This window comes from Enterobacter sp. RHBSTW-00901 (assembly GCF_014103115.1).
Classification (GTDB): domain Bacteria; phylum Pseudomonadota; class Gammaproteobacteria; order Enterobacterales; family Enterobacteriaceae; genus Enterobacter; species Enterobacter cloacae_P.
Genome location: NZ_JABXPB010000001.1, coordinates 491,080 through 507,541, shown reverse-complemented (window position 1 = coordinate 507,541; position 16,462 = coordinate 491,080). Strand labels below are relative to the sequence as shown.

The window sequence follows — 16,462 nt, the reverse complement described above, 5'->3', positions numbered from 1 at the left end:
GCCTGAACATATGTGATTTTTCGAATGTGAGGTATTCAGAATGAAAATGTTAACGGTGTTTGACCCGGCAATGTGCTGCAGTACCGGTGTATGTGGTTCCGATGTCGATCAGGTTCTGGTGGATTTCTCTGCTGATGTCCAGTGGCTGAAAGAACGCGGCGTGCAGGTTGAACGATACAACCTGGCACAGCAACCTATGAGCTTCGTTCAGAACGAGAAAGCGAAAGCATTCCTCGAAGCATCTGGTGCAGAAGGTCTTCCGCTGCTGTTGCTGGACGGTGAAACGGTGATGGCTGGGCGATACCCAAAACGTGCTGAGCTGGCTCGCTGGTTTGGCATTCCGCTGGAGAAAGTAGGTCTGGCTCCCACCCGTTGCTGTGGTGGTAATACTTCCTGTTGTTGAGTATGTCAGGAGGACATATGAAATTCTTACAGAATATCCCACCTTACCTGTTTTTTACCGGTAAGGGAGGAGTGGGCAAAACCTCCATTTCGTGTGCGACGGCTATCCGCCTGGCAGAACAAGGTCAGCGTGTGTTGTTGGTCAGTACCGATCCTGCCTCCAATGTCGGCCAGGTATTCGATCAGACTATCGGTAATACTATTCACCCTGTGACTGCAGTTCCCGGACTTTCCGCACTGGAGATCGACCCGCAGGAAGCCGCCCAGCAATATCGGGCCAGAATCGTTGATCCTGTCAAGGGTCTTCTGCCCGAGGATGTTGTTAACAGTATCAGCGAGCAGCTTTCGGGAGCATGCACCACTGAGATTGCGGCGTTCGATGAATTCACTGGCTTATTGACGGACGCTTCTCTGCTGACGCGTTTTGATCACATCATTTTTGATACTGCACCAACGGGCCACACTATCCGCCTCCTCCAGCTTCCCGGAGCCTGGAGTAACTTTATTGAAAGTAACCCGGACGGTGCTTCCTGCCTCGGCCCGATGGCTGGGCTGGAAAAGCAACGTGAGCAGTACGCTCATGCGGTTGAGGCGTTATCAGATCCTGAACGTACCCGGCTTGTTTTGGTTGCACGGCTGCAAAAATCAACGCTGCAGGAAGTCGCCCGCACCCATGAAGAGCTGGCTACGATTGGCCTGAAAAACCAGTATCTGATTATTAATGGTGTTTTACCTGCAGCCGAAGCAGAACATGACGTATTAGCGGCTGCGATATGGCAACGGGAACAGGAGGCGCTGGCAAATCTTCCCGCTGGTGTATCAGAATTGCCGACAGATACTCTGTTCCTGCAGCCGGTGAACATGGTTGGCGTGTCCGCATTAAAAGGACTGCTTGATGTCCGTTCTGAGGCTTATTCACGCCCTGAACAAAACATAGCTTACCGACCTGAAAATCCGTCACTCTCTGACCTGGTTGATGAAATCGCCCGCGATGGACACGGCCTGATTATGCTGATGGGCAAAGGTGGCGTCGGTAAAACCACGATGGCTGCTGCTATCGCCGTCAGGCTGGCGGATATGGGGTTCGATGTGCATCTCACAACCTCAGATCCTGCCGCGCATCTCAGTACCACGCTAAACGGCTGCCTGAATAACCTGCAGGTCAGCAGGATCAACCCCCACGATGAAACCGAACGCTATCGCCAGCATGTTCTTGAGACGAAGGGGAAAGACCTGGACGACGCGGGGAAACGCCTGCTGGAAGAAGATTTACGTTCCCCCTGCACCGAAGAAATTGCCGTGTTCCAGGCCTTCTCCCGCGTGATCCGCGAAGCCGGTAAGCGGTTTGTGGTGATGGATACGGCTCCCACGGGGCACACGTTGTTGTTGCTGGACGCAACCGGGGCCTATCACCGCGAGATTGCTAAAAAAATGGGGAATAAAGGTCATTTTACTACCCCAATGATGCAGCTTCAGGACCCGGACAGAACCAAAGTGCTACTGGTTACGCTGCCAGAAACCACACCGGTGCTGGAAGCGGCGAACCTGCAGGCCGATCTCGAAAGAGCGGGGATCCATCCGTGGGGCTGGATTATCAATAACTGCCTTTCCATTGCGGATACGCGTTCTCCGTTGCTTTGCCTGCGCGCCCGGCAGGAACAGCCTCAGATTGAGGCCGTTAAGCAACAGCACGCTGACCGTATAGCGCTCGTTCCGGTACTGGCGTCTGAGCCTGCCGGTATCAAAAAACTCAGAGAGCTGACGAGTTAATTTTTTGTATATACAGGGCGGCTCTGCCGCCCTGTCAGGAGGATGTATGTTACTGGCAGGTGCTATTTTTGTCCTGACCATTGTGTTGGTTATCTGGCAACCGAAGGGATTAGGGATCGGCTGGAGTGCAATGTTGGGTGCGGGACTGGCGTTGATTTCTGGCGTTGTACATTTAAGTGATATCCCGGTGGTGTGGAATATCGTCTGGAACGCGACGGCAACGTTTATTGCCGTGATTATTATCAGCCTGCTGCTCGATGAATCCGGCTTTTTCGAATGGGCTGCATTGCACGTTTCCCGTTGGGGAAATGGTCGTGGCCGCCTGCTGTTTACCTATATTGTTTTGCTCGGTGCTGCGGTGGCTGCATTATTTGCCAACGATGGCGCGGCGTTAATTCTGACACCCATCGTTATTGCCATGCTGCTGGCATTAGGCTTCAGTAAAAGCACGACACTGGCATTCGTTATGGCTGCCGGGTTTATTGCCGATACTGCCAGCCTGCCGCTTATCGTGTCGAACCTGGTGAATATCGTTTCAGCGGATTTCTTTGGTCTGGGATTCACCAAATATGCGTCGGTAATGGTTCCGGTTGATATTGCCGCCATTGTTGCCACGCTTGCTATGCTGCATCTGTTCTTCCGCAAGGATATCCCACAGGCTTACGATCTGGCGCTCCTTAAGACACCGGCAAAAGCAATTAAAGATCCGGCTACATTCCGCACTGGCTGGATTGTTTTGATTCTTCTGCTGGTTGGTTTCTTCGTCCTCGAGCCGCTCGGTATTCCCGTTAGCGCAATTGCGGCAGTTGGGGCGGTAATTCTGTTTGCCGTGGCGAAACGAGGTCATGCCATTAACACCGGCAAAGTGCTGCATGGTGCCCCCTGGCAGATCGTTATCTTCTCACTGGGGATGTATCTGGTGGTTTATGGGCTGCGGAACGCCGGGCTAACCGAATCCCTCTCAGGTGTGCTGAACATGTTGGCGGATAAAGGGCTTTGGACCGCGACGTTGGGTACTGGCTTCCTGACGGCGTTCCTGTCTTCCATCATGAACAACATGCCTACCGTGCTGGTTGGCGCGCTCTCGATTGATGGCAGCACGGCAACTGGCGTTATCAAAGAAGCGATGGTTTATGCCAACGTGATTGGCTGCGACCTGGGCCCGAAAATCACCCCTATTGGTAGCCTGGCAACACTGCTCTGGCTGCATGTACTTTCACAGAAGAATATGACGATCACCTGGGGCTATTATTTCCGCACCGGAATTATCATGACTCTGCCTGTGCTGTTTGTAACGCTGGTCGCACTGGCGCTACGTCTCTCTTTCACTTTGTAATGAGATACAGATATGAGCAACATCACTATTTATCACAACCCGGCCTGCGGTACGTCGCGTAACACACTGGAGATGATCCGCAACAGTGGTACTGAACCAACGGTAATTCATTACCTTGAGAACCCACCGTCACGCGATGAACTGGTTAAACTCATTGCCGATATGGGGATCACTGTACGGGCACTGCTACGTAAAAATGTTGAGCCCTATGAAGAGCTGGGACTCGCGGAAGATAAATTTACTGACGATCAGCTAATCGACTTTATGCTGCAGCATCCGATCCTGATTAACCGTCCGATTGTGGTGACACCGTTGGGCTCGCGTCTGTGCCGCCCTTCCGAAGTGGTGCTGGATATCCTCCCAGATGCACAGAAAGGGGCTTTCGCAAAGGAAGATGGCGAGAAAGTTGTTGATGATACCGGCAAGAGACTGAAATAAAAATGAAGGGGGCGATTGCCCCCTTATTGATCGTCGGCCGTTCTGCAAAAAATATGCTGACGCCTCACTCCTGATGTGCCAGCCACTCATTAAACTGTTCCATCTCTTCCAGCACACGTTCGACCAGCGGCTCAATCGTGTCCCAGCCCTGCGCATTGTTGCAGGCAACTTCCAGCGCCTCACATGTCTCTTTCAGCGACATAAAACGGCTGCGTCGCCACACCTGATATTCCCCTTCTCTCTTACTCTGGGTAATTTTAGTGACGCTTAAAATAACGTCATGCTCAAAGCATAAAAAGGGAGCAGCGTTTACTGTTCCCTTTATTTTCTTCGTGAAATGATTAAAAGCCGACGATGAATTGATTATTTCAGAGAGCTGACCGCCTGTAGAATTACGTTTGCTACCGCATCTGGCTGAGAAATATGTGGGGCATGACTGGCGTTCAGGGAAGTCACCGTTGCATGAATTTTCTTCGCCATCGCCTTCTGTAAATCAGTATCGAGCATGTGATCCTGCTCGCTGACGATATACCAGGAAGGTTTATTTTCCCAGGCTGCGACGTTAACTTTTTCTCCAAATACTGCGCCGTTAGTTGGGCCCTGAGTGGCATACATCAGGCTTGCCTGTTCAGCAGTAACATCCTGCGCCAGGTGCCTGGCAACACCTTCAGGGGTGAGCTTCAGATAACCCGCCTCATCAGCATCTATATGACTGAAACCTGATGGAACCGGATAATCTTTGGTTAAATCACTCACAGATTCTCCAGCCGACGGCGCGAATGCTGCAACATAGACCAGCGCCTTAACGTTCTCATTTTTTGCGCCAGCTTCCGTAATGACTGCACCACCATAGGAATGGCCGACCAGCACAACCGGCCCTTTAACTCGTGCGAGCGCGCGGCGGGTTGTGGCGGTATCTTCAGCAAAGGAAGTCAGTGGGTTTTGCACGGCTACAACATTCAGCCCTTCGGCCTCAAGCCGGGGAATGACCTTATTCCATGTTGAACCATCTGAAAATGCGCCATGTACAAGCACAACCGTTGGTTTCGGTGCTTTAACGTCAGCAGCAGATGCGAAAGCTGAACCGCTCATGGATGCAGCCATCAGTAAGGAAAGGGACAGATTTTTCATGTCAGGTACGCCTTTGTTAGTTATCGAATACTCACCGCTTCAGCGAGCTAAGTTAACAGGCAATGTACATTGAAAACGTAGTGCGATAAATTTACTAAAATAACCATAACCTGAAACATAAGGTTTCTAATGGATCGTTTAACCTGCATGCAGACATTCATAAGAGTGGTCGAATCAGGCTCCATTTCTGCCGCCGCGGAAGTACTGAACCAGTCGTCTCAGTTGACGGGTAAGCAGTTACGCACGCTTGAGCAAAATCTCGGTATTAAGCTCATCAGCCGTACGACCCGAACCCAGAGCCTGACGGACAGCGGCCTTCTCTTTTATGAAAGAGCGAAAATTATTCTGGCTGAAATGGAAGAAGCGGAAACCCTGATTTCTGAAACCCGGGCAATCCCCCGTGGCAATCTTAGGATCAGCGCGCCAATCACCTTTGGCAGCCAGCTGCTTGCCTCGAAGCTGCCGGAATATCTCAAACAAAACCCGGAAGTTTCACTCGAATTATGTTTGTCGAACCGGACTGTTGATCTGGTTGAAGAGCGCTTTGATGCCGTATTTCGTACAGGGGAACTGCCGGACAGCCAGCTGCTTGCAAGAGCTCTTGCACCCTATCAGATGGTTATTTGTGCTGCGCCAGCCTATCTCGAAGAGGCTGGAAGGCCCTCTGTGCCGCAGGATTTGATGCAGCACCAGTGCCTGATCTTTACCCACACGTCGATGCGGACGGAATGGACATTTGAAGGACCTGACGGACACGTCTCGGTACCCGTAACTGGCAGGTTTAAAACGGACAACAGCGAAGCCTTGCTTGCGGCCGCCCTCTCAGGACTGGGAATAATTATGCAGCCGTATCCGCTAATGAGTGCGGACATCGCCGCCGGGCGACTTGTACGGATACTACCGGATTATGAACTGCCAGGCCGGCCGGTCCATGTGCTTTATGCACAGGACAGGAGAATGACGCCGCGTTTGCGCAGTTTTATCGATTTCTGCATCACCCATTTTAGCCGTTAAATGTCAGGCAGGACGGCACGGTCTGAGCGGCTTCTTTCTCACTTCGGATAGCCGAGGACTTTCTCCAGCTCCTCGATATCCTCTTCAACAGCCGTTTTAAGACCGCGACGTTCAAGCCACTTTCTACCCCAGATACTCAGATCCAGAACCAGCTTGTTCAGTTCTCTGCCTTCGTCACTAAGTGAGTATTCAACCTTTGGCGGAACGACAGGGTAAACCTTGCGAATAATCAGACCATCCTCTTCCAGCTCGCGCAGCTGTTTTGTCAGTAGCCGCTGATTGATGCTGGTTAAAAACCGCTGGAGTTCACTAAAACGAAGCGTCCCATCCTTAAACAAGTGATAAAGGATCACCCCTTTCCATTTCCCGCCCATGATATGCAGTGCGGCTTCCATTGAACATCCAGGAGCCGAATCGTAGTTACGTAATTTTTTCATAAAAACATCATGGTTACCTTTTGGTAAGTATGTGCATTTTTTTAGTGTATAAACAAATTATCATCGTATGGTACTTTTAGCGGGCTAAATATCAACCACTTTCTGGAGTAGAAATGTCAGCTTTGCTTTTTGAACCTATCACTATCAATGGTGTTGAATTCCGCAACCGTATTGCCATGTCTCCGATGTGTATGCACTCGGCTTCTGATGACGGCCACGTTAATGATTTCCACGTTATTCACTACGGTGCGCGCGCCCTGGGTGGAGCTGGCCTGATCATGCTGGAAACCGCTTCTGTACTGCCAAACGGCCCAATTGGCCCTGGCGACATTGGTATCTGGGATGACAGCCACGTTGAAGGTTTGTCCCGCGTGACGAATGCCATTCACCGGTTTGGCGCAAAAGCCGGTGCACAAATCGGCCATGCTGGTCGCCAGTTGGGTATTGAGCTGCCATCCATTGCGCCATCTGCAATCCCATTTACACCTGAGTCCCGCGTGCCGCAGGCGATGAGTATTGATCAGATCAAAGAAGTCGTGGAGGCATTCCGTCAGGGGGCACGCCGTGCGCATGAAGCAGGTTTCGACGTGATTGAAATCCACGGTGCCCACGGCTATTTGCTGAATCAGTTCCTGTCGCCGCTGGCGAACAAGCGCACTGATGAGTACGGCGGCAGCCACGAAAACCGCTACCGCATTGTGCGTGAAGTCATCGATGTCGTGCGCAGCGAGTGGAAAGGTCCATTGTTCCTGCGTATCTCTTCAACCGACTATGTTGAAGGCGGAAACCGCCCGGAAGATTTCCTGATCTACGGCAAGTGGATGAAAGAACAGGGTATTGATCTGATTGACTGTTCGACCGGCGGTATTGCGATGGTACCGGTTAACACTTATCCAGGTTATCAGATCCCTGCTGCTGAGCTGCTGCGCCGGGAACTGGATATTAAAACCGGGGCTGTAGGTCTGATTGAAACGGGCCGGCAGGCAGAAGAAATTCTACAAAACGGCCGTGCTGATATCGTTCTGGTTGGGCGTGATATGCTGAAAGACCCTTTCTGGGCACGTACTGCAGCAGATAATTTGAACGTTGCCCTTCCGGTCCCGGCACAGTACACCCGCTATGGTTCAGGCTGGCAGCGTTCGCAGCCGCGACTGCCGGCAGCTGAACTGAACAGCACGGTAGAACAATAACCGGGGCTGCTCAGTCAGCCCATCTGTACCAGGAGACCCTTTGCTGTAGCCCTCATAATTAAAACGGAAGTGCTTCCCTGTTACCCCTGCATGATGACGCGGGGGTTTTCTTATATCTATGATGGAGTGGGGACATAAAAATATACTGCACGACACACCTCATATTGTTTTATCTGATAAAGAAAGTGGAGAAGTGCTGCGTAGCGCCTTTGTTACCGCATGCGGTAAGGTTGTTGATCCAAAAAACGTCCAGATATCAGTGTGTGACAGTCAATTCGGAAAGAAGCTTTGACCGGAAATTAGCATCCTCTGGATGTCTGTTTATGACATCACCCGATAGTGCGACTGCACCAGACCCGAAGGGAAGCTGCGGCTTGATAATAACGTCAAATCGACATCCTGGAGCAGATTTCCGAACAGCGGTTTTCCTGAACCGAGCAGGACAGGAACGGTAGTGATAACGATATCAGCGACCAGCCCCTCACGCAGGAACGACTGTATCAACTGGCCGCCATCGATATAGACGCGATGTACGTTCTGTGCCGCCAGATCCTCAATCACCTCCTTTGGTGCGCGGCGGGAGAACTGCACTTTTCCCTTAAGCGCCTCGGGCACGGGGGGATCGGTTAGCTGCCGGGAGAGCACCAGCACGGGCAGGTCATAAGGCCACTCAGCAAAGGTCAGCACCTTCTCATAGCTTCCCCGGCCCATAACGATCCAATCTTTGTCCGCGATGAACTCTGCGTAACCGTGATCTTCTGCCGGGTCATCGCGCTGCAACAGCCAGTCGATATCTCCATCCTGCCGGGCGATGTAGCCATCAAGACTGGCCGCGATAAAAACGTGTGTAGTGACCATCTGGTGCTCCGTATTCAGGTTGCATCTATCAAGTTGAGTCAGGTGATGTTGGTGAACCGCCCCACCCTCGCCGTACATACCGACATCCTGGCATCATACGTCACATCTCAACAGTGCGTGGAACTAAAACGGGTAGGCTTACATCACCACCGACACCCCCTTTCCCGTTATCGCGTTTATCCAGGCTTTATCAGTATCGTCTTCCACAACAATGGTATTAACCAGCGACAAATCACCAATCACAAACGATGATGCCGAATTAATTTTTTCCGGTGAAGCAAGAACTACGGTCTCTGCGGCTCTGCCGGAAAATGCGCGTTTGATGCACGCTTCTTCAAAATCACCGGTGGTAAGTCCGGTATCCGGGTGGATCCCTGTGACCCCCATGAAAAAGAGATCCGCATGAATATTACCAATGCCTTCAATGGCCGCCGCACCAACCGTCACAATCGAATGTTTGTATAAACGCCCACCAATGAGGATAACCTCAATGGCAGGATGATTAACCAACCCCAGCGCGATACCCGGGCTGTGCGTCACCACGGTAATATTCAGGTCAGAGGGTAAGAACGTAATCAGTTCCGATGTGGTTGTCCCTCCATCAATGATCACCACCTGGCCCGGAGAAATAAGCTGTGCGCCTTTACGAGCGACCCTTTTTTTCGCATCCATTTTCAGAGACTGCCGTTCTGCAAATGGTGCAATCGCCGAAGATGACGGCAGCGCGCCACCGTGTACACGTAGTAAACGCCCTTCTGCCGCCAGCTCACGTAAGTCACGACGGATCGTATCCTCAGAAACCGTGAAAAGCATGCTGAGCGCTTTCGACTGAACCTGACCTTCTGCCTGTAATTTTTCGAGGATTAACTGCTTTCGCTGGCTGGTGAGCATGATGTATTCCTGATATTGCATGTTTTATCTTGAATATGCACGATATTGCTGCTTATGATAGTTACTCTACGAAAGGAGGAACAAACGTGCAATCAAAACGTGCAGATATACGCATTATCGCGAATGAAACACTGTCTGATAACTGGTACATCCTCAAAAAATATACCTTCGACCAGCAACGCAGTGATGGTGAATGGCAGCGACAGAGCCGTGAAGTTTATGATCGGGGTAACGGGGCAACCATTCTGCTCTATAACCGCGACCAAAAAACGGTGATCCTCACTCGCCAGTTCCGCTTCCCTGTTTTTATCAATGGCCATGAAGACGATCTGATCGAAGCCGCAGCCGGACTGCTCGATAACATGGATCCGGAAAGCCGTATTAAAGCGGAAGCAGAAGAAGAAACCGGTTTTAAGGTCACCTGCGTTCAAAAGGTTTTTGAAGCCTATATGAGCCCTGGCTCCGTCACGGAAAAACTCTATTTTTATATCGCTGAGTACCATCCGCAGGATCGGTCGGGTAACGGAGGAGGCATCAAAGCCGAAGGTGAAGATATTCAGGTGCTGGAGTTACCGCTGGCAGAAGCATTACGGGGAATTGAAACCGGTAAGATAGTCGACGGTAAGACCATCATGCTGCTTTACCATATTGCTCTGAAAGGAATTCTGTAACCTTCACAACTTCAGATGCCTGCCACTGCGCAGGTGTCTGGCTGTGCTATTCTTGCTGAATAATGCAAAATGGAGAGGCAAAATGGCTGACTGGGATCCTTCTCTTTACCTTCAATATGCTGCCGAACGTACACGCCCTGCCGCTGAACTGCTCGCCCGGATTTCACTGGATGAGGTGTCATCTCTGGTTGATTTAGGTTGCGGGCCAGGAAACAGTACTGCACTGTTAAAGCATCGCTGGCCTTCGGCACACATTACTGGCGTGGATAACTCGCCGGCGATGCTCGAAGAAGCACGTCGCACCTTTCCAGACTGTCACTTTGTCGAGGCAGACATTCGGCGGTACAAACCTGCTCAACCGCTCAGCCTGATTTACGCCAATGCGTCGATACAATGGGTTCCTGACCATTACGATCTCCTGCCGCACCTCGTTTCTTTGCTCCACTTAAACGGCGTGCTGGCGATACAGATGCCCGATAACTGGCTCGAACCCACGCACATCGCCATGCGTGAAGTCGCCTATGAACAAGGTTATCCCGATCGCGGCCGCGAACCTCTGCCTGGGGTGCATGCGTATTACGATATTCTTACGGATGCGGGCTGCGATGTGGATATCTGGCGGACCACCTATTTTCACAAAATGAGTTCGCATCAGGCCATTATTGACTGGGTCAGTGCCACCGGTCTGCGTCCGTGGTTACAGGAACTCAACGAGAGCGAACAGAAACATTTTCTGAAGCGTTACCATGAACTGCTGGAAGAGCAGTATCCGCTCCAGGAAAACGGGCAGATACTGCTGGCTTTTCCACGGCTGTTTATCATTGCTAAACGTCAGCCATGAGGCGTTTTTAATCCTGTTGGATGACCTGCAACTGCTGGTCATCATTACCTTCGTCAGGCTACATACGCTGGAAAGCATTACAGCGAAATGCGGTAACGAACGTAATCGTCGGCTTCAGCAAATTTGTCATAGAGTTTACGTGCGGGATTGTTCTGCCGGGTCATCCAGTAGAGTATTGCCCACCCTTCTCGCTTGCCTTCTGCCATCAGGGCATCGATTAATGCCTGCCCGGCTCCAGCGCCGCGTACTGCGGCATCGACAAACAGATCTTCCAGATAGCAAACTGGCGCTGTCGACCAAGTACCTTCGTGCAGAATGCACATGGCGAAACCCACAACCTTGCCGTCCATTTCCGCAACCCGGCAAAACAGAGACGAATGAGTCGTCGCCAGCGCCCTTTCCCATGTCGATGCAGTGATGGACTCATCGAGTTCACAGTCATAAAAATGGGTGTAACCGTCCCAAAGCGGACGCCACTGTGAATAATCTTCTGCGCGTAAAGCTCTTACCGTTATCGCCATTGTTACCTCTGCAAATTTTAGTCGTGAAGGAATGACAGCACACCGGAGACATTTGTGGTAATGATGAAAATAGCAGAAGGCAAACCAAAGCATAACGCTTAAAAAAGGAGAACCACGGATGACGATACCTGCACTAACGACAGAACGTTTATTGCTGCAACCGCTGGTTGCTGAAGATGCAGTCCAGATCCAGAAACTCTATCCACGCTGGGAAATCGTCCGCTATATGGTCTCCTCCGTGCCCTGGCCCTACCCGGAAAATGGCGCAGAGAATTACGTTAACAATGTTGCACTGCCGGATATGGCAAAAGGTATTGCCTGGTTCTGGAGCATCCGGCGGCGTGAAGCCCCGGAAGTGCTGATGGGGATTATCTGCCTGTACGATGTGGAAGATAACAACCGTGGATTCTGGCTGGCCCCCGAGTTTCAGGGGCAGGGATATATGCGTGAGGCCAGCATTGCGGCAACGGACTACTGGTTTAATACGCTGAATAAACCGGTGTTGCGCGCCCCGAAAGCGGTAGCCAACAGCCGCTCACAGCGTATTTCAGCCAGTAGCGGCATGCGGCTCATCAGGACGGAAAAGAAAGCGTACGTGAGCGGACTGCTGGATTCCGGGCTCTGGGAGATCACCCGTGAAGAGTGGAACGCCCGTTATGTCAGCTGATAATGCTTATCCGGCATAAGTCGCTCAGGTATCGCATCTTCATCGTTCATCTGTAACAGATCGCGTTCCATTGCGTTACAGATGGCGTCCAGCGGCAGGTCGTTATCTTCTGTACCAAACGGATCTTCCAGCTCTTCTGCCAGCGTATCGAGCGAAATAAAAGTATACGAAATCAACGCAGAGACGAACGGCGTCATGTAGTGCAGGTCAACAACCAGCGCAAACGGCAGCATGATGCAGAACAAATACACCGTGCGGTGCAGGATCAGCGTGTAGGCAAATGGTACCGGTGTTGTGGCGATACGCTCGCAGCCGGAAAGCACAGCTGACATGTCATTCAGACGATTATTCAGGCTGTGGAACAAAATATCGGACAGCTGGCCTTCGCGACGTCTTACCGCCAGCCACTCCCCCATGATCAGCAAAATGCGGTTTGCCGGAGAGTTGGCCTCCATTACCTTGCGTAACTGCGCGGCTGAAAGATAACCGGAAAGCCGGTCGGCCTGGGGCTGACGGCGAAGCGTCATGCGCAGACAGTGCGCAAAGGCAATTTGCAGACGGACAAACTCCCCCAGATGCGGATCGTCGGGTAACGTATTTTTTACCTCGCGAAACAGCGAACGCGCCGCTATCATCAGTTGCCCCCAAAGCTGGCGAGCCTCGACATAGCGCGAATAGCAGGCGTTGTTTTTGAAGCCAAGAAAAATCGCGATAGCCACGCCAAGAATACTAAACGGTGCGACGGTAAATTTGATACCTAACGAGGTATACCACGGCAACATCACGATCACGGCGATGGAAAGCAGGAAGTTAAGCAGTAGCCGGGTATAGATTTTGGGTAATACGGAACCGTGCCAGACAAAAATGAGTTGTAGCCAGTGCTGTTGAGGACGAACGATCATAGTCAGCTTCAGGAAAGTAAAGATCGCGGCTATTAAACGTGATCCCCTTCACGGTTGCAAGCATGTTAATAGGATATTGCATTTCCTGACCTGACTGGCGTAACGCGCACGGTGTTGCAGGTTGTTTTTAAAAACGCAGTAGTTAGTATGTTGTAACTAATCACTGCGCAAACAGATTAATGCAGAGGGGAAATCCGGCACAGGTTTCCCCCTCACTCTCAAATGAACGTTAGCAGAGCGGTTTAACCGCTTCACGCATGCCCTGATGCAGAATGGCATCAAGATCCAGCGTAACGTGTTCTACCAATCCGTTAACCTGGGTTAGATCGTGTTCCCAGTGCTCGCTCACGCTCAGTACCGACCTCACCAGTTCACTGGTGCTGATCTGCTTATCATGATGTTGCGTCCACAGCTGTTGATAACGCTCCAGCCAGTGCGCGTCATCCTGCACCGGATAGCTTTCACCGTTGCGCTCACCGCGATAAAACGCGATTAGCGCAGCCAGAGCAAACGTCAGGCGTGCCGGCAATTTACCGGTCGCCTTCTGCCCAGCCAGCAACTGCGGCAGAATACGTGTGCGGTATTTGGTCATCCCGTTCAGGGCAATCGACAGCAACTGGTGCTTGATGTACGGATTACAGAAACGACCGGTTACCGCGCTGGCAAAAGACTCCAGCTCGTCACGCGGCAGATCCAGTACCGGAATAATTTCCTGGTAAATGGCTTTTTCCACAAATGCGCAAACGTCTGCATCGTTCATTGCTTCCCCCACCGTATCCAGACCCGCCTGGAATGCCACGGGTACCAGCGCCGTGTGCGCCCCGTTCAGAATGGCCACTTTGCGTTCTTTATAGGGTTTGATGTCATCGACAATCAGCACGTTCAGCGGGTATTTATCCAGACGCAGTTCACTGGCAAGGGATTTTGGGCCCTGAATAACAAACAGGTAGAAGTGCTCGGCGGTATCAAGGAACCCATCGTGATAACCCAATGCGGTTTCCAGTTCAGCCACTTCATCACGCGGATAACCGGTCACAATACGGTCAACCAGCGTCGAACAGAAGCTGTTGGCGTCGTTCAGCCACCGGGTAAATGCCGCGGGTAACGCCCACTCCTGCGCATAACGTAGCACCAGCTCGCGCAGTGCATCACCGTTGTAGTCAATCAGTTCACACGGAATGATTATCCAGCCTTTATCCGTTGCACCGTTGAAATGACTGAAGCGCTCAAACAGCAGTCGCGTCAGTTTCGCCGGGTAGCTTACCGCGGGTGCATCATCAAAAGCGTCATCTGCATGATAGCTAATACCCGCTTCCGTGGTGTTCGAGAAGACAAAGCGCATATCCGGGTTGTGAGCCAGTTTCAGGAACTCGTCGTATTGGCTGTAGACGCTGATTTCACGGTTAACGGAGCGGATAAGACGCGCATCGCTGACCGCTTCACCCTTCTCGTTCAGGCCACGGATGATGGTGGTGTAGAGCCCGTCCTGCGCGTTCAGCGACGGCGGAAAGTCGCTCTGAATGGGGCGCACAACCACCACACCGGCGTTAAGATCGGTATGTTGGTTTAACAGGTCGATTTGCCAGTCTATAAACGCTCGCAGGAAATTGCCCTCACCAAACTGAATGATACGTTCAGGGTAGAGAGCACCGGGGAAATCACGACGGTTAAGAGTGTTCACAATGAGATCCTTTATTATTGGTCATACAGCTTGATGGTATTGGTGTAATAACTTATCAAAACTGTACGACCAGAACCCCTGTTTTGATCAACTCATGACATCATTGTGAAAAATAATCATAAGAGCTTGTAGAACACAGACGTTGCTGTCATCTCGCCATCTGGCATCAGTGCGTAACAGGGGATCTCCCCCACTTTTTGCCAGCCGGCACGCTGGTAGAACCCCTCCGCACCACTTCCGGTAGAGGTATCCAGCACCAGCACAGAGATACCCTGGGCTCTGGCCAGGGCTTCTAGCGCTTTCATAAGCGCCATTGCCACGCCTTTGCGTCGTGCTTTTTCATGCACCAGCAGTTTTGCCACATCCGCACGGTGCGGCTGGTTTTCCGGCTGTTCGGTGATCAACTGCACTGTGCCAATAACGCCGTCCTGCGGATCGATGCAGGCCAGCACGGAGCGCTCATGACTCCCTACACTCTCGGCAATGCCGCGCCAGAACGTACGGGCTTTCTCCGGGCTAAAGGGCAACATAAAACTGACAGATGCACCGCCGTTTACACAGTTTTCGAGAATGGCGGCGAGTGCATCAATGTGAGTGAGAATATCTTCCCGGGTGAGGTTTTTGATTTGCAGTGAGGTATTCATTGATGTTCCTTACGTTGAATTCCCTCACTTTGCATTTAACATTTTTGTAACGCAATCATATCTGCCATAGGCTTTTACTATGTCACCCTGCAGGGTGGTGCTGGCGTTTCATATCATGCATTTTTTCTTCGGCATCTTTTAGCCACTGTGACAGGTCATTGTCGTTATGATTGAATTCACTCAATCCCCATGAAAACCGTAACGACCACGGATGCAGCTTTTGCGCGTTGTATGCTTCTACCTGTTCAATCAGATACTGCATGGCAATCCAGGCTCCCTGCTCATCCGTATCGGCAAACAGCACGGCAAATGTATCGCCACCGAAGCGCACCAGCAGGTCAGCCTCACGGAAGGAGGAACGCATCAGCTGGGCCATCGCTTTCAGGGCGTTGTCGCCTTCTTCCTGCCCGTAGCGGTCGTTAATTTCTTTGAAGCGGTCCAGATCCAGCCAGCACAGGGTTAGAGGCTCGGCCCGGCGTTTGGCCACGGAGAGGGTAAACCGGGCAAACTGGTTAAAGCCGCGACGATTAGACAACCCGGTCAGTTCATCCGTTGTAACCGCACTGATTGCAGCAAATGCATCTTCAGCCAGCGCACCAAGGTCAGCCAGCACCGACAAATCGGCCGCAGAAAATTCACGAGGGGCATAATCAATGAGACACATTGACCCCACACGCATGCCATCGCGCAAACGCAGCGGAATACCGGCATAAAATTTGACGCCCGGTTTTCCAGCCACCAGCGGGTTATCAGAAAAACGGGCATCCTGTTGCATATCGCCCACTACCAGCGGCGCATCGCTCAGGATCGTATGCCCACAAAATGAGATGTTGCGGGGAATGACATCGGGGGTTTCACCGTCAGCTGACTTTACGATCAGCGCATGTTCATCAATAACATTGATCATGACCAGCGGAACCTGAAAGAAGCGTTTTGCCAGACGCGTCAGCCTGTCTAACGTCGGGGAAACGTCAATATCCAACAGCCCGGATTCGCGTAGCGCGAGCAGGCGTTTCGCTTCGTTCACAGGAATTACAGGTGATTTCATAACGCCTCCAGACGCATAGC

Annotated in this window: 19 protein-coding genes; 9 read left to right on the top strand and 10 right to left on the bottom strand. The window is 51.7% G+C overall.

Annotated elements, in window-relative coordinates; genetic code table 11:
- Window positions 1-40 precede the first annotated feature (40 nt).
- The 4 genes from arsD to arsC are packed head-to-tail and all read left to right on the top strand — an operon-like array spanning window position 41 to window position 3,946.
- Window positions 41-403, top strand: a complete 363-nt coding sequence (arsD, locus tag HV318_RS02625; protein WP_182271423.1) for an arsenite efflux transporter metallochaperone ArsD — start codon at window positions 41-43, stop codon at window positions 401-403.
- Between the two features lie 17 nt (window positions 404-420).
- The gene (arsA, locus tag HV318_RS02620) at window positions 421-2,172 is read left to right on the top strand and encodes an arsenite efflux transporter ATPase subunit ArsA (protein WP_182271422.1); all 1,752 of its coding nucleotides are present in this window, start codon (window positions 421-423) and stop codon (window positions 2,170-2,172) included.
- A gap of 46 nt (window positions 2,173-2,218) precedes the next feature.
- On the top strand, window positions 2,219-3,508 hold the full coding sequence (gene arsB, locus HV318_RS02615; RefSeq protein WP_182271421.1) for an arsenite efflux transporter membrane subunit ArsB: 1,290 nt from the start codon (window positions 2,219-2,221) through the stop codon (window positions 3,506-3,508).
- Between the two features lie 12 nt (window positions 3,509-3,520).
- Entirely contained in the window at window positions 3,521-3,946 is a 426-nt protein-coding gene (gene arsC / locus HV318_RS02610; protein ID WP_182271420.1) for a glutaredoxin-dependent arsenate reductase, read from the top strand.
- A gap of 64 nt (window positions 3,947-4,010) precedes the next feature.
- On the opposite strand, the gene HV318_RS02605 is transcribed toward arsC, so the two are convergent.
- The gene (locus HV318_RS02605; protein ID WP_182271419.1) at window positions 4,011-4,169 is read right to left on the bottom strand and encodes a hypothetical protein; all 159 of its coding nucleotides are present in this window, start codon (window positions 4,167-4,169) and stop codon (window positions 4,011-4,013) included.
- A gap of 140 nt (window positions 4,170-4,309) precedes the next feature.
- Complete coding sequence (locus HV318_RS02600; protein WP_182271418.1) at window positions 4,310-5,077, bottom strand: alpha/beta fold hydrolase; 768 nt, start codon at window positions 5,075-5,077, stop codon at window positions 4,310-4,312.
- Between the two features lie 129 nt (window positions 5,078-5,206).
- Here HV318_RS02600 and HV318_RS02595 point away from each other — a divergent pair, with 129 nt between their 5' ends.
- Window positions 5,207-6,091, top strand: coding sequence for a LysR substrate-binding domain-containing protein (locus HV318_RS02595; protein WP_182271417.1), 885 nt, complete (start codon window positions 5,207-5,209; stop codon window positions 6,089-6,091).
- Between the two features lie 38 nt (window positions 6,092-6,129).
- Here HV318_RS02595 and HV318_RS02590 read toward each other — a convergent pair whose 3' ends face one another.
- Complete coding sequence (locus tag HV318_RS02590; protein ID WP_182271416.1) at window positions 6,130-6,528, bottom strand: winged helix-turn-helix transcriptional regulator; 399 nt, start codon at window positions 6,526-6,528, stop codon at window positions 6,130-6,132.
- Window positions 6,529-6,641: 113 nt separating this feature from the next.
- On the opposite strand from HV318_RS02590, the gene namA reads away from it, so the two are divergent.
- Window positions 6,642-7,718, top strand: a complete 1,077-nt coding sequence (gene namA / locus HV318_RS02585) for an NADPH dehydrogenase NamA (RefSeq protein ID WP_182271415.1) — start codon at window positions 6,642-6,644, stop codon at window positions 7,716-7,718.
- Between the two features lie 321 nt (window positions 7,719-8,039).
- On the opposite strand, the gene HV318_RS02580 is transcribed toward namA, so the two are convergent.
- Both HV318_RS02580 and HV318_RS02575 read right to left on the bottom strand, forming a co-directional pair.
- Window positions 8,040-8,576, bottom strand: coding sequence for a dihydrofolate reductase family protein (locus tag HV318_RS02580; RefSeq protein WP_182274513.1), 537 nt, complete (start codon window positions 8,574-8,576; stop codon window positions 8,040-8,042).
- A 138-nt stretch (window positions 8,577-8,714) separates the two neighbouring features.
- Window positions 8,715-9,467 (bottom strand): DeoR/GlpR family DNA-binding transcription regulator, encoded by a 753-nt coding sequence (locus HV318_RS02575; protein ID WP_182271414.1) that lies wholly within the window; start codon window positions 9,465-9,467, stop codon window positions 8,715-8,717.
- A gap of 86 nt (window positions 9,468-9,553) precedes the next feature.
- On the opposite strand from HV318_RS02575, the gene HV318_RS02570 reads away from it, so the two are divergent.
- Complete coding sequence (locus HV318_RS02570) at window positions 9,554-10,138, top strand: NUDIX hydrolase (protein WP_182271413.1); 585 nt, start codon at window positions 9,554-9,556, stop codon at window positions 10,136-10,138.
- An 82-nt stretch (window positions 10,139-10,220) separates the two neighbouring features.
- A complete protein-coding gene (tam, locus tag HV318_RS02565; protein WP_182271412.1) occupies window positions 10,221-10,979 on the top strand; it encodes a trans-aconitate 2-methyltransferase in 759 nt (252 codons plus the stop codon).
- A gap of 77 nt (window positions 10,980-11,056) precedes the next feature.
- Here tam and HV318_RS02560 read toward each other — a convergent pair whose 3' ends face one another.
- Window positions 11,057-11,500, bottom strand: a complete 444-nt coding sequence (locus tag HV318_RS02560; RefSeq protein ID WP_182271411.1) for a GNAT family N-acetyltransferase — start codon at window positions 11,498-11,500, stop codon at window positions 11,057-11,059.
- 118 nt (window positions 11,501-11,618) lie between these two features.
- Here HV318_RS02560 and HV318_RS02555 point away from each other — a divergent pair, with 118 nt between their 5' ends.
- Complete coding sequence (locus tag HV318_RS02555) at window positions 11,619-12,167, top strand: GNAT family N-acetyltransferase (RefSeq protein WP_182271410.1); 549 nt, start codon at window positions 11,619-11,621, stop codon at window positions 12,165-12,167.
- On the opposite strand, the gene HV318_RS02550 is transcribed toward HV318_RS02555, so the two are convergent.
- The 4 genes from HV318_RS02550 to HV318_RS02535 all read right to left on the bottom strand — a co-directional run bounded on the left by HV318_RS02550 (window position 12,155) and on the right by HV318_RS02535 (window position 16,442).
- Complete coding sequence (locus HV318_RS02550) at window positions 12,155-13,069, bottom strand: bestrophin family protein (RefSeq protein WP_182271409.1); 915 nt, start codon at window positions 13,067-13,069, stop codon at window positions 12,155-12,157. The genes HV318_RS02555 and HV318_RS02550 overlap by 13 nt on opposite strands.
- Window positions 13,070-13,298: 229 nt before the next feature.
- Window positions 13,299-14,750, bottom strand: a complete 1,452-nt coding sequence (locus tag HV318_RS02545) for a tagaturonate reductase (RefSeq protein WP_182271408.1) — start codon at window positions 14,748-14,750, stop codon at window positions 13,299-13,301.
- Window positions 14,751-14,866: 116 nt separating this feature from the next.
- Window positions 14,867-15,394, bottom strand: coding sequence for a GNAT family N-acetyltransferase (locus tag HV318_RS02540; RefSeq protein WP_182271407.1), 528 nt, complete (start codon window positions 15,392-15,394; stop codon window positions 14,867-14,869).
- An 82-nt stretch (window positions 15,395-15,476) separates the two neighbouring features.
- Window positions 15,477-16,442 carry a sensor domain-containing diguanylate cyclase gene (locus HV318_RS02535; RefSeq protein ID WP_182271406.1) on the bottom strand — a complete coding sequence of 322 codons (966 nt, stop codon included), beginning with the start codon at window positions 16,440-16,442 and terminating at the stop codon, window positions 15,477-15,479.
- Window positions 16,443-16,462: the final 20 nt, after the last annotated feature.